This window comes from Agromyces sp. NPDC055658 (assembly GCF_053618155.1).
On the sequence record NZ_JBSHHD010000004.1, the window covers coordinates 50775 to 72127 of the forward strand.

General features: G+C 70.7%; 22 protein-coding genes. 8 read left to right on the forward strand and 14 right to left on the reverse strand.

What is annotated here, in order from left to right:
• Window positions 1-9: 9 nt before the first annotated feature.
• Window positions 10-483, reverse strand: coding sequence for a peroxiredoxin family protein (locus ACWGPE_RS03305; RefSeq protein WP_452048150.1), 474 nt, complete (start codon window positions 481-483; stop codon window positions 10-12).
• Between the two features lie 78 nt (window positions 484-561).
• Here ACWGPE_RS03305 and ACWGPE_RS03310 point away from each other — a divergent pair, with 78 nt between their 5' ends.
• Entirely contained in the window at window positions 562-987 is a 426-nt protein-coding gene (locus ACWGPE_RS03310; RefSeq protein ID WP_376930965.1) for a MarR family winged helix-turn-helix transcriptional regulator, read from the forward strand.
• A 4-nt stretch (window positions 988-991) separates the two neighbouring features.
• Here ACWGPE_RS03310 and ACWGPE_RS03315 read toward each other — a convergent pair whose 3' ends face one another.
• The 3 genes from ACWGPE_RS03315 to ACWGPE_RS03325 all read right to left on the reverse strand — a co-directional run bounded on the left by ACWGPE_RS03315 (window position 992) and on the right by ACWGPE_RS03325 (window position 3418).
• On the reverse strand, window positions 992-1570 hold the full coding sequence (locus ACWGPE_RS03315) for a DUF421 domain-containing protein (RefSeq protein WP_231432008.1): 579 nt from the start codon (window positions 1568-1570) through the stop codon (window positions 992-994).
• 102 nt (window positions 1571-1672) lie between these two features.
• A complete protein-coding gene (locus ACWGPE_RS03320) occupies window positions 1673-2581 on the reverse strand; it encodes a lytic transglycosylase domain-containing protein (RefSeq protein ID WP_231432009.1) in 909 nt (302 codons plus the stop codon).
• A gap of 195 nt (window positions 2582-2776) precedes the next feature.
• Window positions 2777-3418: an NAD(P)-dependent oxidoreductase gene (locus tag ACWGPE_RS03325; RefSeq protein WP_231432010.1), complete on the reverse strand. Its 642-nt coding sequence runs from the start codon at window positions 3416-3418 to the stop codon at window positions 2777-2779.
• 106 nt (window positions 3419-3524) lie between these two features.
• Here ACWGPE_RS03325 and ACWGPE_RS03330 point away from each other — a divergent pair, with 106 nt between their 5' ends.
• Window positions 3525-4673, forward strand: a complete 1149-nt coding sequence (locus tag ACWGPE_RS03330; protein ID WP_452048151.1) for an acyl-CoA dehydrogenase family protein — start codon at window positions 3525-3527, stop codon at window positions 4671-4673.
• A 34-nt stretch (window positions 4674-4707) separates the two neighbouring features.
• Here ACWGPE_RS03330 and ACWGPE_RS03335 read toward each other — a convergent pair whose 3' ends face one another.
• The 4 genes from ACWGPE_RS03335 to ACWGPE_RS03350 are packed head-to-tail and all read right to left on the reverse strand — an operon-like array spanning window position 4708 to window position 8727.
• Window positions 4708-5292, reverse strand: a complete 585-nt coding sequence (locus tag ACWGPE_RS03335; RefSeq protein WP_275506308.1) for a TetR/AcrR family transcriptional regulator — start codon at window positions 5290-5292, stop codon at window positions 4708-4710.
• A gap of 1 nt (window position 5293) precedes the next feature.
• Window positions 5294-6946, reverse strand: a complete 1653-nt coding sequence (locus tag ACWGPE_RS03340; protein WP_452048152.1) for a cytochrome b/b6 domain-containing protein — start codon at window positions 6944-6946, stop codon at window positions 5294-5296.
• 6 nt (window positions 6947-6952) lie between these two features.
• On the reverse strand, window positions 6953-7939 hold the full coding sequence (locus tag ACWGPE_RS03345; RefSeq protein ID WP_452048153.1) for an electron transfer flavoprotein subunit alpha/FixB family protein: 987 nt from the start codon (window positions 7937-7939) through the stop codon (window positions 6953-6955).
• Window positions 7940-7950: 11 nt separating this feature from the next.
• On the reverse strand, window positions 7951-8727 hold the full coding sequence (locus ACWGPE_RS03350) for an electron transfer flavoprotein subunit beta/FixA family protein (protein ID WP_275506306.1): 777 nt from the start codon (window positions 8725-8727) through the stop codon (window positions 7951-7953).
• 170 nt (window positions 8728-8897) lie between these two features.
• Between ACWGPE_RS03350 and ACWGPE_RS03355 the strand changes: the two genes are divergently transcribed.
• Entirely contained in the window at window positions 8898-10694 is a 1797-nt protein-coding gene (locus tag ACWGPE_RS03355) for an acyl-CoA dehydrogenase (RefSeq protein WP_231432016.1), read from the forward strand.
• A 67-nt stretch (window positions 10695-10761) separates the two neighbouring features.
• Here ACWGPE_RS03355 and ACWGPE_RS03360 read toward each other — a convergent pair whose 3' ends face one another.
• Window positions 10762-11703 carry a LysR family transcriptional regulator gene (locus tag ACWGPE_RS03360; RefSeq protein WP_452048154.1) on the reverse strand — a complete coding sequence of 314 codons (942 nt, stop codon included), beginning with the start codon at window positions 11701-11703 and terminating at the stop codon, window positions 10762-10764.
• Between the two features lie 71 nt (window positions 11704-11774).
• Between ACWGPE_RS03360 and ACWGPE_RS03365 the strand changes: the two genes are divergently transcribed.
• Window positions 11775-13532 (forward strand): L-aspartate oxidase, encoded by a 1758-nt coding sequence (locus ACWGPE_RS03365; protein ID WP_452048155.1) that lies wholly within the window; start codon window positions 11775-11777, stop codon window positions 13530-13532.
• A gap of 78 nt (window positions 13533-13610) precedes the next feature.
• Here ACWGPE_RS03365 and ACWGPE_RS03370 read toward each other — a convergent pair whose 3' ends face one another.
• Complete coding sequence (locus ACWGPE_RS03370) at window positions 13611-14093, reverse strand: peptidoglycan-binding domain-containing protein (protein WP_275506303.1); 483 nt, start codon at window positions 14091-14093, stop codon at window positions 13611-13613.
• A gap of 167 nt (window positions 14094-14260) precedes the next feature.
• Between ACWGPE_RS03370 and ACWGPE_RS03375 the strand changes: the two genes are divergently transcribed.
• Window positions 14261-14668, forward strand: a complete 408-nt coding sequence (locus ACWGPE_RS03375) for a VOC family protein (RefSeq protein ID WP_275506302.1) — start codon at window positions 14261-14263, stop codon at window positions 14666-14668.
• 152 nt (window positions 14669-14820) lie between these two features.
• Here ACWGPE_RS03375 and ACWGPE_RS03380 read toward each other — a convergent pair whose 3' ends face one another.
• The gene (locus ACWGPE_RS03380) at window positions 14821-15405 is read right to left on the reverse strand and encodes a uracil-DNA glycosylase family protein (protein ID WP_231432021.1); all 585 of its coding nucleotides are present in this window, start codon (window positions 15403-15405) and stop codon (window positions 14821-14823) included.
• Window positions 15406-15477: 72 nt separating this feature from the next.
• Between ACWGPE_RS03380 and ACWGPE_RS03385 the strand changes: the two genes are divergently transcribed.
• Window positions 15478-15888: an ArsR/SmtB family transcription factor gene (locus tag ACWGPE_RS03385; RefSeq protein WP_275506301.1), complete on the forward strand. Its 411-nt coding sequence runs from the start codon at window positions 15478-15480 to the stop codon at window positions 15886-15888.
• A 16-nt stretch (window positions 15889-15904) separates the two neighbouring features.
• Complete coding sequence (locus ACWGPE_RS03390; RefSeq protein ID WP_275506300.1) at window positions 15905-16582, forward strand: SRPBCC domain-containing protein; 678 nt, start codon at window positions 15905-15907, stop codon at window positions 16580-16582.
• An 81-nt stretch (window positions 16583-16663) separates the two neighbouring features.
• Here ACWGPE_RS03390 and ACWGPE_RS03395 read toward each other — a convergent pair whose 3' ends face one another.
• Window positions 16664-19804 carry a family 20 glycosylhydrolase gene (locus tag ACWGPE_RS03395; protein ID WP_452048156.1) on the reverse strand — a complete coding sequence of 1047 codons (3141 nt, stop codon included), beginning with the start codon at window positions 19802-19804 and terminating at the stop codon, window positions 16664-16666.
• Between the two features lie 288 nt (window positions 19805-20092).
• Between ACWGPE_RS03395 and ACWGPE_RS03400 the strand changes: the two genes are divergently transcribed.
• On the forward strand, window positions 20093-20482 hold the full coding sequence (locus ACWGPE_RS03400) for an MmcQ/YjbR family DNA-binding protein (RefSeq protein ID WP_231432025.1): 390 nt from the start codon (window positions 20093-20095) through the stop codon (window positions 20480-20482).
• Between the two features lie 72 nt (window positions 20483-20554).
• Here the strand turns inward: ACWGPE_RS03400 and ACWGPE_RS03405 are convergent, their stop codons facing one another.
• Window positions 20555-20881, reverse strand: coding sequence for a CHY zinc finger protein (locus ACWGPE_RS03405; RefSeq protein WP_231432026.1), 327 nt, complete (start codon window positions 20879-20881; stop codon window positions 20555-20557).
• A complete protein-coding gene (locus ACWGPE_RS03410; protein WP_231432027.1) occupies window positions 20878-21222 on the reverse strand; it encodes a hypothetical protein in 345 nt (114 codons plus the stop codon). The genes ACWGPE_RS03405 and ACWGPE_RS03410 overlap by 4 nt, the downstream gene beginning before the upstream one ends.
• Window positions 21223-21353: the final 131 nt, after the last annotated feature.

The window sequence follows — 21353 nt, forward strand, 5'->3', positions numbered from 1 at the left end:
CCGCCGGGGTCAGACCCGGGCGGCCGGCGCGAGTTCGTCGATCGCGGCCAGGAGCGCCCGTCGGTCGTAACCGGCGGTCGGCAGCGTCGACCCGTGCGCGTGTCGCACGAGCCCCGCGGCGTCGACGAGCACGGTGCCCGACTGCTGCATCGACCCGAAGACGCGCTTCGTGAGGCCGACCGCCTCGTGGGCCGTGCCGTCGGCGCCCGTGACGACGGGGAACGGCACGCGGCGGCGATCCTTCCAGGCCGCCGCCTCTTCGCGATCCTCGGGCACGGCGATCAGCACCGAGATGCCGCGCGCCGAGAGCTCGCCGGCCCGGCCGACCAGGTCGCGCACGTGCGCGTTGCAGACCGGGCACGTCGTCGTTCGCATGAAGAACGCGACCATCCCGCGCTCGCCCAGGTGATCGAGCAGTCGAACGGGCTCGCCGGTGCTGCTCTGCAGTTCGAGGTTCGGCATCCGAGTACCTGCCGTGATCATGTCGTCTCCTCCGCTATTTATTCAGGTTGCCTGATCAACAGGCTACTTGAAGATTTACGTCTCGGCTACCGTTGAGCCATGGCCCACTCGCCGGCGTTGCCCCTCGGGATGCTCGCCGCCCGCCTGGCGAAGGAGTTCGAGGGCGAGGTCTTCGAGCAGCTCACGCGGGCCGGCTACCCCGATCTGCGCGTGCGCCACTCGGTGCTGCTCGGCGCGCTCGACAGCACCGGCCTGCGCCTGACCCAGCTCGCCGCCCAGGCGGGCATGACCCCGCAGGCGATGGGCGAACTGGTCGACGACCTCGAGCAGGGCGGTTACCTCTCGCGGCGCGCCGACCCTGCCGACCGGCGGGCGCGACTCATCGTCGCGACCCCGAAAGGCGAACGCGCGCTGGCCGACTGCCTGCGCATCGTCGCGTCGATCGAAGCGTCCTACGCGCGCAGGCTGGGCGCGGAACGCTTCGAGGCCGTGCAGGGGGCGCTCGCCGAGCTCCTCGAGCCCTGATCGGTCAGTCGCCGGCCTTCCCGTCGCCGAGCCGGGCGGTGAGCCGGTCGACCTTCGCGTTGAGCTCCTGCACGGCGGCGAACAGCTCGGCCCGCGTCGGGCCGTCGTGCTCGACGACGTGGACGAGCAACTGCCCGTTGGGCTCGAGCCGCGCTCGCTTCACGTCCTTCAGGCGTGGCACGCCGGCATCCTGCAGCGCGATCTTCAGGTCGGAATGCGTGAAGCGCTGCCGGCGGAGGGCCGCTTCGTCGGGCTTGCCGTCGCGCACCACGACCACGGCATCGCCGGCGACGAGCTTCTGCGCGCGCGGACTGCGGAACATGACGTAGGCGAGCGCGGCGTTCAGTGCGAAGAGCGCGACGGCCCCGATGATGGCGCCGCTCACGGTGTTGTCGTCGCCGATCAGCCCGTTCTGCACGGTGTTCGAGACGAGCAGCAGCAGGATGAAGTCGAAGGTCGTCAGCTGCGCCATGAGCCGCTTGCCGCTGAGCCTGAGGGCGACGATCAGGAACGCGTACAGCAGGGCCGTGCGGATGAGCTTCTCCCAGACCGACACGTCCAGTTCGAACATCGAGCTCCACATGCGACCATCATCGCCCCGACCGGGCGCTGCGGCTCGCAGCCCCGCCCGGCAGCGTGGACCGGCGGCCTCGCGGGCCACGAGGCGTCCGTCGCCCCGTTCGGCCTACTCGACGGCCGCCGCCGCGTACTCGTTGGCGACGGTCGCGACCTTGTCGACGTAGTCGTTGTCGTGGTTGTACGAGTACACCGCGGCGCGCCAGCCCTCGGGGTCGGTCATCGCCCCCGAGGCGCAGAGGTACCGCGCGGTCGTCAACGCGGCGTCGTCGATCTGGTGCGGGTCGGCGACGTCGTCGCCGTTGCCGTCGCTCGCCCATTTCGACCAGGTCGTGGGGATGAACTGCATCGGGCCGACCGCGCGGTCCCAGGTGGTGTCGCCGTCGAGCCGGCCGCCGTCGGTGTCGGCGATGGCGGCCACGCCCTTGCCGTCGAGCGCAGGACCGATGATCGGCGGGTCGGCGTACCCGCTCGCGTCGAGCGAGCTCGCGCCGTGTCTGCCGTGATCCGATTCGATGTCGCCGATCGCGGCGAGCGTCGCCCAGTCGACTCCGCAGTCGGGCGCCTCCTCGGCGAGCACGATGTGCGCGGCCGCGTAGGCCGCGAGCGCCCGCTCGGGGATGCCGGCGTTGGCAGCGATGCGGGAGATCCACTCGGTGTCGACCGTCGGAAGCGGCACGACCTCGGATTCCGAGAGCACGGTGGGCCCCTCGGGGGTCTCGCCGTCGGTCGCCTCGGGCGTCCCGGGCTCGGAGTCGGGCTCGGAGGCGACCGGGGGCAGCGCCACCCTCGCGCCGTACGCGGCCGGTGCGGCGAACCCGCCCGGATTGGCCGCCGTGCCCATCACGTTGACCGCGAACACGACGCCGACCACCAGCGCGACGGCACCGACGACGCCCCCGACGGCGAACCCGGCGATGACGGCGACGCGACGGACGAGCCGCCATCCGGTCGCCCGCTCGCGCGGCGGCCGGTACTCGCTGCGGTCGTCGACGTCGGACTCGTCGCTCCAGGACATCAGGTGGTTCGCTCCGTTCGGGCGCTGGTTCAGAGGTGCCCGCCGGATCGGTCGTCGTTGCCTCGAGGCTCGGCGATCACGACCCGTCCTCCCACGGTACGCGCCTCAGCCGGCTCCCGCACGAATTCATCCACAGGAGGCACCGCCGCGAGCGGTGCCGGCGGTCCCGAGCCGCGTCGACGCGCGGGTGACCGATCAGTAGCCGACCGTGAACCGCTCGCGCCGGTGGTCGCCGTTCTCGACCTCGTCGACGACGGCGATCGCGAAGTCGGCGCCCGAGATGAACGACGAGCCGTCCTCGGCGACGACGACGACCTCGCCGCCGGTGCGGTAGGCGCCCGTGCGCTCGCCGGGCTGCCACGAGCCGAAGACCTTCGGAGGGTGCACGAGGAACCAGTCGAGCCCGGGCTCGCTCGCCTCGAGCAGGTCGAGCGACTCGATGCCGACGGTGGCCTCGTGCAGGTACTGCTCGGGCACGCCGAGGTCGTAGAGGCGCGGTCCGCCCGGGGCGGAGAGGCTGCCCATCGCTCCCCCGACGACGCCGAGGCGGGTGGGCGTGCCGGTGAGCCGGTCGGCGAGGGCGCGCAGCGCACCGGGCACCTCGTCGGTCATGTCGCCGCGCGGGGCGACCGCCGAGATCACGGCATCGGCACCGTCGAACTGCGCCGCGAGTCCGTCGAGGTCGAGGATCGACCCGCGCACGTACTCGACGCCGGCGACCTTCTCGCTCGGCTCGTTGCGCGACACCGACACGACCTCGTGTCCTCGTGACGCGGCTTCGGTCGCGATGTGTCCGCCGGCGTAGCCGGTGCCTCCGATGACGACGATGCGTGCCATGCTGCTCTCCTCCTGCCGCCCCGATGGCGGCACACGATGAAATGCAACGCTCTGGTGCACCGGGCATTCCGGACTAGGCTCGGCCTCGGCACGTGGAAGGGCTGAGATGGCCGGGTCGAACGCATTCTCCGAAGATCAGCTGGCGATCGTCGACGCCGTGCGCGAGTTCACGGCGACCGAGCTCGCGCCCTTCGCGAACGAGCGCGACCGCACGAAGCACTTCCCGCTCGACACGCTCGAGCGGGCGGGCCTGCTGGGCCTGGGCGGCATCTACGTCGGCGAGGATGTCGGGGGCTCGGCGCTCGATCGATTGACCGCGACGCTCGTCTTCGAAGAGCTCGCCAAGGGCGACACGACGATCGCCGCGTACCTGTCGATCCACAACATGGTGGCGTGGATGATCGATCGGTACGGCGACGACGCGCAGCGGGAGCGCTGGCTGCCCGGGCTGACGTCGCTCGTCGACCGCGCCAGCTACTGCCTCACCGAGCCGTCGGCGGGCTCCGACGCCGCGGCGATCACCACGACGGCACGGCGCGAGGGTGACGAGTACGTGCTGAACGGGGTGAAGCAGTTCATCTCGGGCGCCGGCGTCTCGGCCGTCTACCTCGTCTTCGCCCGCACCGGCGAGCCGGGTGCACGCGGAATCAGCGCGATCGTCGTTCCGGCCGAGGCTTCCGGCCTGTCCTTCGGTCCCGACGAGCAGAAGATGGGCTGGCGCGCCCAGCCCACCCGGCAGGTCGTGCTCGACGGCGTCCGGGTGCCGGTCGGCCACCGCCTGGGCGATGAGGGCGACGGGTTCCCGATCGCCCTGTCGGGACTCGACGGCGGACGGGTGAACATCGCGGCGTGCTCGCTCGGCGGCGCGCAGTGGGCGCTCGATCGTGCCCTGCGGCACGTGCGGGAGCGCGAGACGTTCGGGCGCCCCCTCGCCGAGCACCAGACGGTGCGCTTCACGCTCGCCGACATGGCGACCGAACTCCACGCCGCGCGACTGCTCGTGCACGACGCCGCCGCCGCGATCGTCGACGGCGTGCCCGACGCGACGGCGAGGTGCGCGATGGCGAAGCGCTTCGCGACCGATGCCGCATTCACCGTGGCGAACGCCGCGCTGCAACTCCACGGCGGGTACGGCTACCTCTCGGAGTTCGGCATCGAGCGCGTCGTGCGGGACCTGCGCGTGCACCAGATCCTCGAGGGCACGAACGAGGTCATGCGCATGATCGTCGCCCGACGCCTGCTCGGCGGCCGATGACTCGGAGCGGTCGCCGGCGCGGCCGCCGTGACGGTCAGTCGGCGAGCAGTCCCGCGTGCAGCAGCTCGAGGTAGTTCTCGCTGACGCTCGCCGCGGTGTGGCTGCCACCCGGCCGGTACCAGAACACCGTCGACCAGACCGCGTCGCGGATGAACCGGAACGCGAGCCGCGGATCGACCGAGTCGCGGAAGGCGCCGTCGGCCTGGCCGGCCGTGATCTGCTCGAGCCAGAGCTCCTCGATGCGCGCGGCCCCGTCGGCGAGGAACTCGAAGCCGGGCTGGGTCATCATGAACCCGGTCTCGTTCTGGTAGATGCGCACCTCGTCGGGGCGCTGTTCGATCGTGAGGAATGCGTGCTCGATGAGCTGGTCGAGGTGCTCGCGGTAGCTGCCCTCGCTCGCGACGATGCGCTCGAAGTGCGCGAGCGTGTCGTCCATGAACGCGCGCAGGATCTCCTGCAGCACCGCCTCCTTCGAGGAGAAGTGGTGGTACAGGCTGCCCGAGAGGATGCCCGCCTCGTCGGCGATGTCGCGCACCGTCGTCGACGAGTATCCGCGCGAGGCGATCAGCCTCGTCGCGATCGCGATGATCTCGTCGCGCCGCCCCGAACCGTCGCCCACGTCAGCGCCCGCTGACCTTGCCGAACAGGCGGGCGATGGGAGCGAGCACGAGCGGCCGCGCTGCGATCCAGGCGACCGCGATCACGACGAGCGAGGCGACGAAGATCCAGAAGCCGACCCAGTTCACGGCGTCCTGGCTGGCGTACATGTGGTTGAGGTTGCGCAAGATCCCGGTCGCGAACACGAGCCCGACGTGCACGATGATGAAGGCGACGAAGTACAGCATCACCGGGAAGTGCACGGCACGAGCCCACTCGACCGGGTAGATGCGGTTCAGCGTCTTCGCGTTCTTCGGCCAGATCCCCGACATGCGCACGCCCGTGATCACCGCGAGCGGGGCCGCGACGAAGACGGTCATGAAGTAGGCGATCTGCTGCAGGCTGTTGTAGTTCACCCAGCCGTTCTCGGTCGGCCAGTCGAGCGAGAGGTACTGCAGCAGCGCCGAGATCGCGTTCGGGAAGACCTCCCAGCTCGTCGGCACGATGCGCATCCACTGGCCGGTCGCGAAGAGCAGCACGACGAACACGACGCCGTTGACGAGCCACAGGATGTCGAGCGACTGGTGGAACCACAGCGCGAGGCTGATCTTGCGCTTCGCGTTCCAGCGCGGCGACCAGAACGCGGTCGGGCGCTTCTGCGTCCGCACCTGCAGGCCCGACCGGATGATGAGCACGATCAGGAACACGTTGAAGAAGTGCTGCCAGCCGAGCCACGCCGGAATGCCGACGGGCGCCGACTCGGGCAGGTGGTACTCGCCCGGGTAGCTCGCGATGAAGTCCTGCATCGGCGCGGTGGCGAGCAGCCAGTTGACGACGACGACGACCCCGGTGCCCGCGAGCAGCAGCCCGAACCCGCCGATGACGAGCACGGCGGCCCACTCGGCGCGCGAGTACGGTCCGTACAGCTTCGGCCATGGTTCGGCGACGGGCGGGGTGGATGCCGCGACGGAAGTCGCTCGTCGAGGCTGCGGCATCGGGGCGCGCCGGGGCGCGGCACCGGGCGCGGCGACGGGAGCGGGCGCGGGCGCGGGCGCGGGAGCGGGCGCGGGCGCGACGGTGGGCGTGGGCGCGACGACGGCAGCGGCCTCGACCGTCGGGGCGACCTCGGCGACCGGCGTCTCGACGACGCGCTCGGGCCGGGCGGGCGCCGTGCCGGCCGGGGGCCAGGGGTCGCCGTCGGGGGTGCGCGGCAGCCCGCGTCGCAGGGCGACCGCCCCGGCGACGGTGCTCGCGCCGGCGGGGGCCGCTGCCGGAGCCACCTTCGCGGCGCGCGGGGCCGTGGCGGCGGGGGCCGCCGTGGCTGGGGGCGCGGGCGCGACATCCGTCGGCGGCGTCGAGTCGAGCGCCGCGGCCGGAGCCGACGACGCGGGGGGCCATGGCTCGCCGCCGGGAACGCGCGGGAGGCCGCGCCGCACGGGCCGCGGCGACGGCGCAGCGGGGACGACCGCCGTCGCGGGGGCTGCCGCGGTCGCCACGACCGCGGTCGCCGGGGCGGCAGCCGCCGCGACCGCCGGAGACGCCTCAGCGGTACCGGTCGCCGCCACGACACCCGCGGGCATCGTCGCCGCCTCCGCGACCTCGGACACCGGAGGCCAGGGGTCGCCGCCCGCGAAGCGGGGCAGGCCCTGCCGTGTCGTTCGCCCGTACGTCGCCATCGGTCGCTACGCCTTCCTCGCCTCGAGCGCGGCGATCAGCTGCGGCACGACCGTGAACAGGTCGCCGACGATGCCGAAGTCGGCGATCTCGAAGATGGGGGCGTCGCCGTCCTTGTTGATCGCGACGATCGTCTTCGCCGTCTGCATGCCGGCCCGGTGCTGGATCGCGCCCGAGATGCCGAGTGCGATGTAGAGCTGCGGCGACACCGAGACACCGGTCTGGCCGACCTGGTACGACTGCGGCACGTAGCCGGCGTCGACCGCCGCGCGCGAGGCGCCGACCGCGGCGCCGAGCACGTCGGCGAGCTGCTCGACGAGCGCGAACTGCGCCTCCGAGCCGAGACCGCGGCCGCCCGACACGACCTTCGCCGCGCCGCGCAGTTCGGGACGCGACGACATGACGACCGCCTCGTCGACGCGCCCGATGGCGGCGGCCCGACGACCGGATGCCTCGACCGCGAGCTGCTCGGTCGAGACCGGCTGCGCCTCGGCGCGGGCATCGACCGCGCCCTCGCGTACGGTGATCACCGGGGCGCCCCACGTGACCGCGGAGTCGACGTTGTAGGCGCCGCCGTAGACCGAGTGATGGGCGACGACCCCCTCGGCGTCGCGCGAGACCGCGACGGCGTCGACTGCGAGACCCGAGCGCGAGCGGGCCGCGTAGCGGCCGGCGACCTCGCGCCCCTCGATCGAGTTCGGGACGAGGATCGCGTCGGGTCGCACGAGCTCGGCGGCCGCGGCGAGCGCGTCGGCGCCGGGCACGGTCACCTGCGCACCGGCCTCGGCGCCCTCGGCGACGAGCACATGGGTCGCCCCGAGCGCGGCGGCATCGGCCGCGGCCTGCTCACCGGCGCCGGCCGCGCCGACGATGAGGGCGACCGGAGTGCCGACCCCGGCGGCGGCGCCGAGCAGTCCTGCGGCGCTCTTGGTGAGCTCGCCAGAGGGGGTGAGGTCGAGGAGGACGAGGATCGAGTCGGCCTGGAAGTCAGTCATGTCGATCCCCTTTACGCGAGCCGGTTCTGGACGAGGTACTCGGCGAGCCGCTCGCCGGCGTCGCCCTCGTCGACGATCTTGGTGCCCGCCGTGCGGGGCGGCTTCTCGGCGAGCGAGATCATGATCGAGCGCGACGCCTCGGTCGTCTCGGCATCGACGCCGAGGTCGGCGAGCGAGAGCGTCTCGAACGGCTTCTTCTTCGCGGCCATGATGCCCTTGAAGTTCGGGAACCGGGCGTCCGGCAGCCGTTCGGTGATCGAGATGACCGCGGGCAGCGCCGCCGTGACCTGCATCGTGCCGTGGTCGCTCGCGCGCTCGCCGCGCACCTCGCCGTCGGCGATCTCGACCGAGTTCAGGCTCGTCGCGTTCGGCACGTCGAGGAGCTCGGCGATCATCGCCGGCACCACGCCGCCGGAGCCGTCGGTCGACTCGTTGCCGGCGATCACGAGGTCGTACCCGATGCGCTGCACCGCGGCGGCGAGCACCTCGGCGGTGAGCCCGAGGTCGGCCCCGGCGAGCGCGTCGTCGACGACCTGCACGGCCGACGACGCACCCATCGCCAGGCCCTTGCGCACGGTCGCCGCAGCGGACCCGGGCGACATCGAGAGCACGACCACCTCGGTGCCGGCGTTCGCGTCGGCGTACGAGAGCGCGACCTCCAGGGCGCGCTCGCCGATCTCGTCGAGCACCGTGTCACTCGCGGCGCGATCGGCGAGGCCGGTCTGCAGGTTCAGCTTGCGGTCCCCGTAGGTGTCGGGGACCTCCTTGACCAGGACGACGATCTTCATTCCGCTCCCTCTGTGCACGAGTCGCTCCATCCTAACCAAGCACTTGCTTGCCTCGACAGGGCACTCTTTTGTGGGATGCCGCCAACCCGGTGCGGCGCTCGACCGAGCACCTTCGTCGAACGTGCACAGTTCCCGGCTGCCGCCCGGGATGCCGGGGTTACGCTGCGGGCATGAGCGGATTCCGACCCCCTGTTGCAGATATCGCCTTCGCCCTCGAGCACGTCGTCGACTACGACGCCGTCGCGCAGCTGCCCGGTTTCGAGCACGCCGACCTCGAGACCGTCTCCGAGATCCTCGACGAGGTCGGCAGCTTCATGGCCGAGGTCGTGGCGCCCACCAACCGCGCCGGCGACCTCGAGGGTTCGACGCTGAACCCCGACGGCAGCGTGACGACGGCGACCGGCTTCAAGGAGGCGTACGCCGCCTACGTCGACGCGGGCTGGGGCTCGGTTCCGCTGCCCGAGGAGTACGGCGGCGGCAACTTCCCGCGCACGGTCGGCCTCGCCGTGCAGGAGCTCATGATGACGGCGAACATGGCGTTCTCGCTGGCTCCGCTGCTCACTCAGGGCGCGATCGAGGCGCTGCTGCACTACGGCAGCGACGAGCAGAAGCAGCAGTGGCTGCCCAAGATGGTCTCCGGCGAGTGGGCCGGCACCATGAACCTCACCGAGCCGCACGCCGGCTCCGACGTCGGCGCGCTGACCACGAAGGCGGTCAAGCGCGAGGACGGCACCTACGGCATCACCGGCCAGAAGATCTTCATCACCTTCGGCGACCACGACCTCAGCGAGCAGATCGTGCACCTCGTGCTCGCACGCACGCCCGACGCCCCGGCCGGCACGAAGGGCATCTCGATCTTCATCGTGCCGAAGTTCCTCGTGAACGAGGACGGCTCGCTCGGCGAGCGCAACGGCGTGCACACCGTCGGCGTCGAGCACAAGATGGGCATCCACGGTTCGCCCACCTGCGTGCTGTCGTACGAGGACGCGACCGGCTACCTCGTCGGCGACGAGAACATCGGCATGCGCATCATGTTCGTCATGATGAACAGCGCCCGCCTCTCGGTCGGCACGCAGGGCCTCGCCGTCGCCGAGCGCGCCTACCAGCAGTCGCTCGACTACGCGCGCGAGCGCATCCAGGGCCGCGCGATCGGCGCGACGCAGGACAGCCCGATCATCGACTTCCCCGACGTGCGCCGCATGCTCATGACGCAGAAGGCATATATCGCCGCGATGCGTCGCATGATGCTCCTGAACGCGACCTACGTCGACGTGTCGACCCACCACCCCGACCCCGCGACCCGGGCTCGCGCGAACGAGATCGTCGGCCTGCTCACCCCGATCTGCAAGTCGTTCGGCACCGACCTCGGCAACGAGCTCACCTCGCTCGCACTGCAGATCCACGGCGGCATGGGCTTCATCGAGGAGACCGGGGCCGCCCAGCACTACCGCGACGTGCGCATCGCGGCGATCTACGAGGGCACGAACGGCATCCAGGCCGCCGACCTCGTCGGTCGCAAGCTCCCGGTCCGCGACGGCGCGTCCGCGCTCGAGTTCATCGCCACCATGCGCGAGCTCGACACCGAGCTGGCCGCGGCGGGCGAGGAGTTCGCCTCGATCCGCTCGCACCTGAGCGCACAGCTCGACACCCTCGAGCAGACGACGGCGTGGATGCTGCGCACCGGTGCCACCGACCCGAACGCGGTGCTCTCGGGGTCGTCCCCGTACCAGCGCATCTGGGGCCTCGTCGTCGGCGGGTGGCTCATGGCGAAGTCGGCGCTCGGTGCACGCGGCGTCGACGCCGACGGCGTCGCCGAGACGCAGCTGCCGCTCGCCCGCTTCTACGCCGAGCAGCTGCTGCCGCAGGCCGCAGGCCTGGCCAGCTCCGCGACGGCCGGCTCGCGCGACCTGTTCGCACTCGACGCCGCCGCCCTCGGCGACCCCGCAGCTCGCGGGGCCCGCGTCTGAGCCGACCCGAGGCCTGACGATGCGCTCGCCCTCCGGGGCGGGCGCATCGTCGTCTCGCCCGAGTCCGTCAGGCGTTCCCCGGAGCGAGGCGCATGGTCTCGCCGGCCCGGTCTGCGAACGCCGTCGCCGTGGTCGCGATCGTGCGCTGCATCACCTCGACGGCGCCGGCGGGCGCGACATCGGCGGGCCGGGCCAGGCTGATCGTTCGGGTGAGCGTCGGTGCCTCGAGCCGCACCGATCGCAGGCCCGGGCGGTCGATGAGCACCATCGCCGGCACGATCGCGACGCCGAGGTCGCGCTCGACGAAGCGCAGCACGGCATCCATCTCGGCACCTTCGAGCACGATCTCGGGCGTGAGGCCGGCCGCCGCGAACGCCGCGTCGGTCGTGCCGCGCAGGTCGTAGGTCGCGCTGAACACGATCTGCGGCAGCGCCGCGACCTCGGCGAGCGAGACGGCCTCGCCCGTCGCGACCGGAGGCATCCCCGCCGATGAGATCACGACGAGCTCCTCGACGAGCAGCGGGGCCAGCGTGAACCGCTCGGCCGAACGGCCGTCGGAGGTCGTGATGAGCGCCAGGTCGAGCTCGCCGCTCGCGAGTTCGTCGAGGAGGCGCCGCGACCCCTGCTCCGAGAGGTGCAGTTCGATGCCGGGATGCTCCGCGTGGAACGCGCTGAGCACCTCGGCGACGAGGCTGATGCAGAGGGTCGGGGTCGCGCCGAGCCGCACCCGGCCGCGTTCGAGGCCGGCGAGCTCGGCGAGGTCGCGGCGCACCGACTCGGCGTCGGCGAGCATGCGGCGCGCGAGCGGCAGCAGCGACTCGCCGGCGGGGGTGAGCGTCGAGCCGCCTCGGGCCCGGCGGAACAGCTCGGCGCCGAGGTCGTGCTCGAGCGCGGTGATCTGGCGGCTGAGCGTGGGTTGCGCGAGGTAGAGCTCTTCGGCGGCGCGGGTGAAGTTGCCGAAGCGGGCGACCGTGACGAAGCTCTGCAGCTGTTCGAGGTTCACATGCATACTCTATGCGCATCGTGGCGACACGATATATGCATTGGAGTAATCATCCAGACGCGCCTACCGTGGCTGCCATGACCACCCCCACGTTCAACGCTCCGACCACCGCCGAACGACAGATCTCCACGACCGTGCTCGTGATCGGCACCGGCGGCTCGGGGCTGCGCGCCGCCATCGAGCTCGCCGAGGCGGGTGTCGACGTGCTCGCGCTCGGCAAGCGCCCGAAGTCCGATGCCCACACCTCGCTCGCGGCCGGCGGCATCAACGCCGCCCTGGCGACCATGGACGCCGACGACAGCTGGCAGCAGCACGCCGCCGACACGCTCAAGGAGAGCTACCTGCTCGCCGACCCGCGCACCGTCGAGACCGTGACGAAGGGCGCGGCACGAGGCATCCAGGATCTCGAACGCTACGGAATGCCGTTCGCCCGCGAGGCCGACGGCCGCATCTCGCAGCGCTTCTTAGGCGCGCACACGTACCGCCGCACGGCGTTCGCGGGCGACTACACGGGGCTCGAGATCCAGCGCACGCTCGTGAACCGCGCGGCGCAGCTCGAGGTGCCGATCCTCGACGCCGTGTACGTCACCCGCATCCTCGTGAACGACGACGGCGCGGTGTTCGGCGCGTACGGCTTCGACCTCGAGAACGGGACCCGCTACCTCATCCACGCCGACGCCGTCATCCTCGCGGCGGGCGGGCACAACCGCATCTGGCGGCGCACCTCGTCGCGGCGCGACGAGAACACGGGCGACTCGTGGCGGCTCGCCGTCGAGGCGGGCGGACGCGTGCGCGACCCGGAGCTCGTGCAGTTCCACCCGTCCGGCATCATCGAGCCCGAGAGCGCGGCAGGCACCCTCATCAGCGAGGCGGCCCGCGGCGAGGGCGGCATCCTCACCAACGGCCTCGGTGAGCGCTTCATGGACAAGTACGACCCCGAACGCCTCGAGCTGTCGACCCGCGACCGCGTCGCGCTGGCCTGCTACACGGAGATCAAGGAGGGCCGCGGCACCCCCAACGGCGGCGTCTGGCTGGATGTCTCGCACCTGCCCCGCGAGACGATCATGCAGCGGCTGCCGCGGGTGTACCAGACCATGCTCGAGCTGCAGATGCTCGACATCACGAAGCAGCCCATCGAGATCGCGCCGACCGCGCACTACTCGATGGGCGGGGTCTGGGTTCGGCCCGACGACCACGGCACCGACGTGCCCGGGCTCTACGCCATCGGCGAGGCATCCAGCGGCCTGCACGGAGCCAACCGGCTGGGCGGCAACTCGCTCATCGAGCTGCTCGTCTTCGGACGCATCGTGGGGCAGGCCGCCGCCGCGTACTCGCGGTCGCTTCCGGCGCAGCAGCGCTCGGCCGCCGCGGTCGAGACCGCCCGCGACGAGATCTCCGCACTGCTGGGGTCGGACGGCGCCGAGAACGTGCGCGCCCTGCAGCGCGCCATCCGCGACACGATGACCGAGCATGCCGGCGTCGTGCGCGACGAGGAGGGCCTGCGCGCCGGCCTCGCCGAGCTCGACGGGATCGAGGCGCGCATGGCCGACATCGGCGTGCACCCCGACATCGCGGGCTACCAGGACCTCGCGCACGCGTTCGACCTCAAGTCCGCCGCGCTCGCGGCCCGCGCGACGCTCGAAGCCGCGCTCGAGCGTCGCGAGACCCGCGGCTGCCACAACCGCAGCGACTACCCCGCCACGCATGCCTCGCTGCAGGTGAACCTCGTGTGGTCGCCCCAGACCGGGGTGACGCGCGAGGCGATCCCGCCGATCCCGGAGGAGATCGCGGGGCTCATGCGCGAGGTGTCGACGGTCGGCAAGCTCGTCGAGTAGGCGCGTCTCGACCGGCACGACGAAGGGCCGGATGCCCGAGGCATCCGGCCCTTCGCTCGATCAGTACGACGAGACGGCTCAGTACTTCGAGATGGTGATGTAACCGGGCGAACCCGAGGCCGGCTTCTCGACGTAGCAGCCGGCGTCGTACGCCGCCTGCCACGCCGTGCGCTTCGCCGCGCTCGAGCTCGCGTACGCGAAGTTGACCTGGCCAGCATACGAGCAGAGCGTGTTCCACGTGTTGCGTCCGACGATGCCGTCGGAGGTGATGTAGACCCAGCTCTGGAACTTGCGCACCTGCGACTCGGTCGCGGGACCGAACGAGTTGTCGACGGCGAGCGCGCTGCCGAGGCCGTAGGCCGACTGGACCCCGTTCAGCATGCGCTGGATCTGCCCGACGCACGTCGAGTACCCGCCGCGCGAGTAGACGTAGGCGGTGCAGCCCTTGCCCGAGGTTCCGCTGTACGCGTTCGCCGCGGTTGCCGGTGCGATCGCGCAGAGCCCTGCGACCGCGAGCGCGACCGCTCCCCCGGCGATCCCTCTCCTGAGCTTCTTGATCATCTGCGTGCGTCCCCATTCGTTGTTCGGCGGGTGGCTCGACGCCCCCGGTCTGGTCGGCGCATCCGCGCACGGACCGATCAGACCACGGCCGGGGATGCCTGCAGAATGGGCAGCACTCCCCATCGCCGGGTTCGGCCGGTCGAGACGTCGGCCCATACGATGATCGGATGGGCCTCTTCGATCACATCGGCATCTCCGTCGACGACCTGACCCGTTCGACCGCGCAGTTCGACCCGGTGATGCAGGCGCTCGGCTGCACGCGGCAGGACGCCGACAACGGGGTGTCGTGGTACCTGGGCGAGGAGGAGCTGATCCTCTTCCCCGCCCTCGAGCCGGGCACCGGACCGCACCGCCACGGCCGGGTCGGCTGGCAGCACCTCGCCTTCCCCGTCGAATCGCGCACCGAGGTCGATCGGCTGCACGAGATCGCTGTCGGCGCGGGGTGGACGGCGGTGCGCGACCCGAAGCCGTACCCGCGCTTCAACGAGCGCTACTACGCCTCGTTCGTCGAGGACGACAACGGCATCCGCCTCGAGTTCATGCACAACCCGCCGCGCGAGCCGGTCACGGACTAGCTGCCGCCGCGCCATCGCTCCGGGCGTGGCGAGAGCGGCTGGCAGCGCTTCGCGCCGATGAACGCGGCGAGATCATCAACTGACGGCGTCGGGCGCGCATCATGGCCGAACGCGCATGCCGCACCCGCGAACGGTGACGACCTCGGCGCTGCTCAAGCGCTCAGCGCCGCCGCGACCGCAGCACGCAGCGCGGGAACCGTCTCGGCCTCGAACCACGGGTTGCGCTGCTGCCAGGCGATGTTGCGCGGCGACGGGTGCACCACGGGGAGGACCTCGGGTCCGTAGTCGCGCCAGTGGCGAACGGTCTCGGTGAGCGTCATCCGCCGGTCGGGCAGGTAGGCCCGCTGGGCGTACGCGCCGACGAGGACGGTCAGCCGCACGCTCGCGAGCTGCTCGAGAAGCGGCGGATGCCACGTCGCCGCGAATCCTCGGCGGGGCGGAAGGTCGCCCGAGGCGGCCTTGCCCGGGAAGTAGAAGTCCATCGGCACGATCGCGAACGCCGCCGGGTCGTGGAACGTCTCTCGGTCGACGCCGAGCCAGCGAACGAGGGTGTCGCCGCTGGCGTCGTTCCACGGGATCCCCGACTCCTGCGCCCGGCGGCCGGGAGCCTGGCCGATGAGCAGGATGCGCGAATCGGGCGCAGCGGCGAAGACGGGCTGCCAGCCGCGGGCGGTGAACGGCGCGTTCTGCTCGTCGGCGATGATCGCGTCGCGGATCCGCTGGATCTCGTCGGTCATGGTCGCACCAGACTATGACGTGACCTGAAAATAATCATTGACTTATATAAGTGATGATGCAATCATTGCCCCATGCACGCGCTCGATGTCCTCGGAGATCCGGTCAGGCGCCGCATCCTCGAGCTGATCGCCGACGGTGAGGCGTCGGCCGGCGACGTCGGCCGTGTCATCCAGGCCGAGTTCGGCATCTCGCAGCCGGCGGTCTCCCAGCACCTGCGCGTGCTTCGCGAGTCGGGGTTCGTGACCGTGCGCCCCGAGGGGGCGCGGCGGTTGTACGCGGTCGACCCCGCGCCGCTCGCTCAGGCCGACGCCTGGTTCGACGCGTTCCGCCGGTTCTGGGAGCCCAAGCTCGACGCCCTCGGCACCGAGCTCGCGCGCGGTCGGCTCGCGCAGCGGAAGGCGGCAGAGAAGCAGCGCCCTGCTGGGGCATCCCCGCCCGCCCGGCCTGACGACGACACCCGCACCGATCCGCACGACGACTGAACGAAGGAGTACCGACATGGTTGACGTGAACGCCCAGCTCGACGCCGTCACGCGCAGCATCGAGACGAAGGAGGTCGACGGCGAGCGCACGTACGTGCAATTGCTCACCCAGACCTACCCCTCCCCCATCGACGACGTGTGGGACGCGGTGACGAGCGCCGAGCGCATTCCGCGTTGGTTCCTGCCGATCTCGGGCGACCTGCGACTCGGCGGCACGTACCAGTTCGAGGGCAACGCGGGCGGCGAGATCAGGAGCTGCGAGCCGCCGCGCGACGGCACGGCCGGCTACTCGGTCACGTGGGGCATGGGCGTCGGCGAGCCGGCCATCGTGAGCGTTCGCCTCATCGAGGTGGATGCCTCGCACACCCGTTTCGAGCTCGAGAACGTCGCCACGGCGACGAGCCTGCCCGACGGCATGTGGGAGCAGTTCGGGCCGTCGGCGACCGGCATCGGCTGGGACCAGGGGCTCCTCGGCCTCGCGCTGCACTTCTCGGGCGGCGACGACGGCATCTCGCCCGAAGAGGCCCCGGCCTGGGTCGCGTCGGATGAGGGGAAGGCGTTCATGCGCCGCTCAGCCGACGCATGGGCCGCGGCTCACGAGCGCGACGGGGTCAGCGCAGAGGTCGCGAAGGGTGCGTCCGATCGCACGTATGCGGCGTACACCGGTGATGCCGCGGGGGCCGAGATGGGGTGACGGCGGCGGGGCCACCGGCTCGAACGCGATGAGGGGTGGATGCCTCACGGCTTCCACCCCTCACGGAGCCCCTCAGACGTGCTACTTCTCGACGACCGTCAGCGGGATGCGCCCCTCGCTCCCGAGTCCGGAGGTGAGGACGACGTCGTAGGCCCCGGGCTCGACCGACTTTGGCACGCGCCACTTCACCATCGCGGTGCCGTTCCCATCGGCCACGAGCCTGTCGATCTCGACCTCCGACCCGTTGCCGCGAAGGGTCAGGGCGATCTGCGCGCCGACGGGCAGCTCTGTCGCCGTGATGGTCACCTTCTTGCCGGCCCGCACCTCGTCGTCCGACAGCTGCAGGGCTCCGACGGCGACGGGGGGCTCGTAGACGTCGACTCGGAACGGCACCGTCTGCGAGAGGCCTTCAGGACCGGTCACGGTCACGGTCGCCGAGGCGCCGGTATCAGCACCGAGAACGTGGGTGCCGGTCACGTCGAAGACCGTCGCAGCGTCTGCACCTGCCGCATCGGCCCCGCTGATCACACCGTCGGTGACGGCACCGTCGGGCCAGGTGATCGTCGCCTGGAGCTGCGCCAGCGGTACGCTCGGGCTCGCGATCCGTGCGACCACGCCGGCGACCTCGCCGCTCTCCACCTGCGGGACTTCGCGCCCGACGACCGCGGTCTGCCACGGGATCTCAGGATCAGCCCAGAAGTTGCCCCCGAGCAGCTGGAGCCGAGCGCCATGCGAGCCGGCTCGCTGCGCGAACGTCTCGAACGAGGAGCTGTCGAACTGCGTCGCCCACCCCTTGTCGGCGATGCCGAGCGTGCGGGGCCACGCCATGTACTCGAGGTCCTCGCCGCCTCGACGGAATGTCTCGCCCCATGCGGCAGCCTCCACACCCTGCACGTCGGCCTCGGTCAGCCCGAACGAGGCGTTCAGATTCTTGCGCGTGGTGGCATCGATCACCGCGGTCGGGTCCCACGCGTACTGGTACTTGGTCGAGTAGATCGGTTCACGGAATCCGAGCGGCGCGCCGGGGAACTTGTAGTCCATGTACGCGTGGTTGACCGGAGAGAGGATGACCGGGCGCCCCTCGAACCAACCCTTTGCGAGATGGTTCTTCCGGTCCGCCCAGTACTGGTGCACGGCGTCCTTCGACGTGCCGGCCTGGGGCATCGGCGTCCAGCCGATGATCTTCTTGCCGTTGTCGGCGGCGACCTGCTCGACCATTCGGATGAATTCGCCGTACTGCGTCGTCGTGATGCCCTCGACTTCGTCGGCGCCGACGTGAATGTACTCACCGGGTGTGAGCTCGGCGACCTCGCGGATGACGTCGGAGATGAATCGGGTCACCTCGGGCTTGCCGACGCACAGCGAATTGGTCGAGATGCCGCCGGTCGTGCGGATCGGGATGATTCGCTCCTGGCAGTCGAGCACGGGGTACGACGAAAGTGCGGCATCGGAGTGGCCGGGAACGTCGATCTCGGGAACGACGTCGATCTGACGGGCGGACGCGTACGCGACGATGTCCCGGAAGTCGTCCTTCGTGTAGAACCCGGACTGGCCGCCCGCCATCGACGACGACGCGCCGTGCGCGGTGAGGTTCGGCCAGGAGTCGATCTGGATGCGCCAGCCCTGGTCGTCGGTCAGATGGATGTGCAGGCGGTTCATCTTCACCAGCGACATCTGGTCGACGAGGGCTTTCACGGCGTCGACGGTGAGGAAGTTGCGGGCCGGATCGATCATCAGGCCACGCTGAGCGAAGCGGGGATAGTCCACGATCTCAGTGGCGGCGACGCTCCACGCCTGGACGACGTCGCTGTCGTCGCCGAGCGCCCAGACCGGCAGCAGTTGCAGCAGCGTGCGGGTTCCGTTCCACGCGCCGCGCAACTCGCTCGCGGTGATCTGCACGCCCGTCGGCGCCGACACGAGGCGGTACGCCTCGGCCTTCTGATACTGCTGCTCCGCGCCGGACGCGGGGTCGCCCTGGACCAGCACGATGTCGCCGTCCGCGGCGCCCGCCTCCACGATCGGCAACTCGAAGCCGGTGCTCGCGCGCAGCGTGTCGGCGAGGAGCCCCGCCGCCTCGGAGAAGGCCGCCGGGCTCACGATGCGGCTGTCCTCGGTGATCTCGTACGGCGCGCCCTCGGCGTCGGCCCGTGACACGGGCTGCGGGGTGATGTCACCGGTGGGCGGCAGCTCCGGGGCGGGCTTCTGGGCTCCCCAGACCTCGAAGGCGAACAGCGAGTAGCCGTAGATGCCCGCCGTCTCGACGCCCTGCATACGCACGAACTTCCACGCCTCTGCGGTGTCGACGACGATGCTCTGCGCGCCCGCCCCTGTTGCGGCGCCATCGTGCACCGTGGTCCACGAGGTGCCGTCGTTCGACACCTGCAGTAGGTACTTCTTGCCGTAGGCCGCCTCCCAGTTGAGGACGACCGTGTGGATGCGCGATGCCTCGGCGAGCTCGACCTGAATCCAGTCGGCCGTGTTGTCGTAGATCGGCGCCGTGCGCGTGTACTTCGATCCCCAGCGAGTGGTCGAGTCTCCGTCGATCGCGTTCGCGGCGACGAAGCGGTCGTCGTAGAACGACTTCGCCGTCGCCGTGCCGTCGCGGGCCAGGTCGCGCGCCGCTCCGGGGGGCGTGTCCGAAGGCTGGTTCCAGACCTGGAACGAGTACAGCGAGAGACCGTACTTCGTCGCCGTGGCCTGCGACACGACGCGCACGAACGACCATGCGTCGGAGGTGTCGACCACCTCCTCCTGCACGAGGTGGCCGCCGGCTGCCTGACCGGTCGGCGTGGTCACCCGGCGGAGACTCGTCCACGTCGCCCCGTCGTTCGACACCTGGATCTCGTAGTCGGTCGAGTAGGCCGCCTCCCAGTCGAGCACGACCTTCAGGATGTAGGTCGGCTCGGCGAGCTCGATCTGAGCCCACTCCCCCGTCACGTCGTACGTGTCACTGGGGCTGGTACGGGTGTACCGCGAGCCCCAGCGCGTCGTGGAGTCGCCGTCATTCATTCGAGCAGGCTCGAAGCTGCCGCTCAGCGTGTACGTCGAACGGGCCGTCGCCGTGCCCTCGCGGGCGACATCCCGGCTCGCCGCCGCGGAGGCGGGACCAGCGGCGAAGACCAACCCGCTCACGGTGACGACCAACGCGATCAGCGCGGCGATGCCACGACGGAGGGCGGGCGGGCGGCGGCGGCGGTCTCGGAGGCGGGCGTCGTTGCTCATCTTCATCTCCGTCGAGAAAGTTTGTTGACCATCTAAAGAAAGTAATTGAGAGGACACTAGCGCCCCGCGCGTCGTTCGACAAGGCCCACGCCGCCACCGCTCGCCGAACCGAGACTCTACCTCGGCGACGATGGTGGCGCACGCACACGCCTCGAGCTCGGCATGATCGCCGGAGGAGGGTGCGGAGCCATCGCCGGAGGCACGATCATCGGCCTGGCAATGGAGGAGATCGCCGGTCGCATTCTGCGAGTCGACGTGTGTGTCGGTTGCTGTGCGTAGGCTCGCATCGTGCCCGACCTCGACGATGTGCGCCGCGCCGCCGCCCGGCTGCCGGGCAGCCAAGAGCGGGCGACGACCGGCGGCGCGGCCTGGTTCGTGCGCCGCAAGCTCTACGCGTGGGAGTGCCACCCGTGGCCGAGCATTCCCGACGACCTGCGCGAGATCATCGCGGCCGAGCTCGTGGTCGGGGTGAAGGTCGCCGATCCGGTCGATGCGCTGGCCCTCCGCGAGATGGCGCCAGACGTCTTCCTCGGCCCGACCACCCGGTGGGGCGAGCCGAAGATCGCGTTCCGCATGGCGCACATCGACGCCGACCACCTCGCCGAGCTCGTGACCGAGGCGTGGCGCGTGCAGGCTCCGAAGTACCTGCGGCGCGAGTTCTTCGGCGACGACGCGTAGTCGAGCCCCGCGGGGAGCTGACTCCTCCGAGAGCTCCAGTCGTTGTCTTGGGTGAACTCCGTGCGGGATCGATCAGCCGAGCGGGACGCGGAAGTAGAGATCCCAGTGCAGTTTGCATCCGGGGTTGAACGGCGCCGCGCAGGACGGACATGCGTGCGCGTCCGCATACTCGGCGATGGTCAGCAATGTTCCGCACACCCCGCAGAGCACCGCCCGTTCCTGAAATTCCTCGGTCCGCCACTGGGCAGCCGGATGATCAACGGCCTCGCTGTGACAGAGATGACAGGGATAGAAGTCGCCGCAGCACGCGAACTCGATGGCGATGACGTCGAGATCGGTTCGGTAGTGAACGCAGCGGGTTTCAGCATCGACGACCGCCCCGCGCACCAGCGGCCTCACGGCGACCCCGAACCGTGTTCGAGCTCGTCGGCGTCTGGCCGCACGTCCTCGATGTAGCGTCCGCCGATCGTGGCGATTCCGAAGGTGGCGGGCTTGCCTCGCAATCGGAGGATCACTTCGACGATCATCATGGTGCACATCGTCAGGGTGCCGAGGATCCATACGACGACCGTCACCCACATCGGCGGGTACACCCAGTCGGGTGCGCCGAAGATGACGCCGAAGACGATGATCTCGAGCAGGATGAGCGCAAGTCCGATGAGGAACACCGCGCCCGACACCAGATAGATCGACCGCGCGGGGTCGCCCTTGTAGATGAGTTGGAAGCGGGGGCGCCTCACGGGCGCGCGGTTGACCGCGGCTGCGGCTCGCTTCGTCCGCTTCTTGCGACGACGAGCATTCGATCTCCCCACAACTCCCTCTCCTCGATCGGCGTGCGGCCGTCGGACTCGACCCGAGTCCCGCGTCGAAC

Bases quoted from the DNA above. Each gene is read 5' to 3' on its own strand.
- ACWGPE_RS03305 (WP_452048150.1), bottom strand. From the start codon at position 483: ATGATCACGGCAGGTACTCGGATGCCGAACCTCGAACTGCAGAGCAGC.
- ACWGPE_RS03310 (WP_376930965.1), top strand. From the start codon at position 562: ATGGCCCACTCGCCGGCGTTGCCCCTCGGGATGCTCGCCGCCCGCCTG.
- ACWGPE_RS03315 (WP_231432008.1), bottom strand. From the start codon at position 1,570: ATGTGGAGCTCGATGTTCGAACTGGACGTGTCGGTCTGGGAGAAGCTC.
- ACWGPE_RS03320 (WP_231432009.1), bottom strand. From the start codon at position 2,581: ATGTCCTGGAGCGACGAGTCCGACGTCGACGACCGCAGCGAGTACCGG.
- ACWGPE_RS03325 (WP_231432010.1), bottom strand. From the start codon at position 3,418: ATGGCACGCATCGTCGTCATCGGAGGCACCGGCTACGCCGGCGGACAC.
- ACWGPE_RS03330 (WP_452048151.1), top strand. From the start codon at position 3,525: ATGGCCGGGTCGAACGCATTCTCCGAAGATCAGCTGGCGATCGTCGAC.
- ACWGPE_RS03340 (WP_452048152.1), bottom strand. From the start codon at position 6,946: ATGGCGACGTACGGGCGAACGACACGGCAGGGCCTGCCCCGCTTCGCG.
- ACWGPE_RS03345 (WP_452048153.1), bottom strand. From the start codon at position 7,939: ATGACTGACTTCCAGGCCGACTCGATCCTCGTCCTCCTCGACCTCACC.
- ACWGPE_RS03350 (WP_275506306.1), bottom strand. From the start codon at position 8,727: ATGAAGATCGTCGTCCTGGTCAAGGAGGTCCCCGACACCTACGGGGAC.
- ACWGPE_RS03355 (WP_231432016.1), top strand. From the start codon at position 8,898: ATGAGCGGATTCCGACCCCCTGTTGCAGATATCGCCTTCGCCCTCGAG.
- ACWGPE_RS03360 (WP_452048154.1), bottom strand. From the start codon at position 11,703: ATGCATGTGAACCTCGAACAGCTGCAGAGCTTCGTCACGGTCGCCCGC.
- ACWGPE_RS03365 (WP_452048155.1), top strand. From the start codon at position 11,775: ATGACCACCCCCACGTTCAACGCTCCGACCACCGCCGAACGACAGATC.
- ACWGPE_RS03370 (WP_275506303.1), bottom strand. From the start codon at position 14,093: ATGATCAAGAAGCTCAGGAGAGGGATCGCCGGGGGAGCGGTCGCGCTC.
- ACWGPE_RS03375 (WP_275506302.1), top strand. From the start codon at position 14,261: ATGGGCCTCTTCGATCACATCGGCATCTCCGTCGACGACCTGACCCGT.
- ACWGPE_RS03380 (WP_231432021.1), bottom strand. From the start codon at position 15,405: ATGACCGACGAGATCCAGCGGATCCGCGACGCGATCATCGCCGACGAG.
- ACWGPE_RS03385 (WP_275506301.1), top strand. From the start codon at position 15,478: ATGCACGCGCTCGATGTCCTCGGAGATCCGGTCAGGCGCCGCATCCTC.
- ACWGPE_RS03390 (WP_275506300.1), top strand. From the start codon at position 15,905: ATGGTTGACGTGAACGCCCAGCTCGACGCCGTCACGCGCAGCATCGAG.
- ACWGPE_RS03395 (WP_452048156.1), bottom strand. From the start codon at position 19,804: ATGAGCAACGACGCCCGCCTCCGAGACCGCCGCCGCCGCCCGCCCGCC.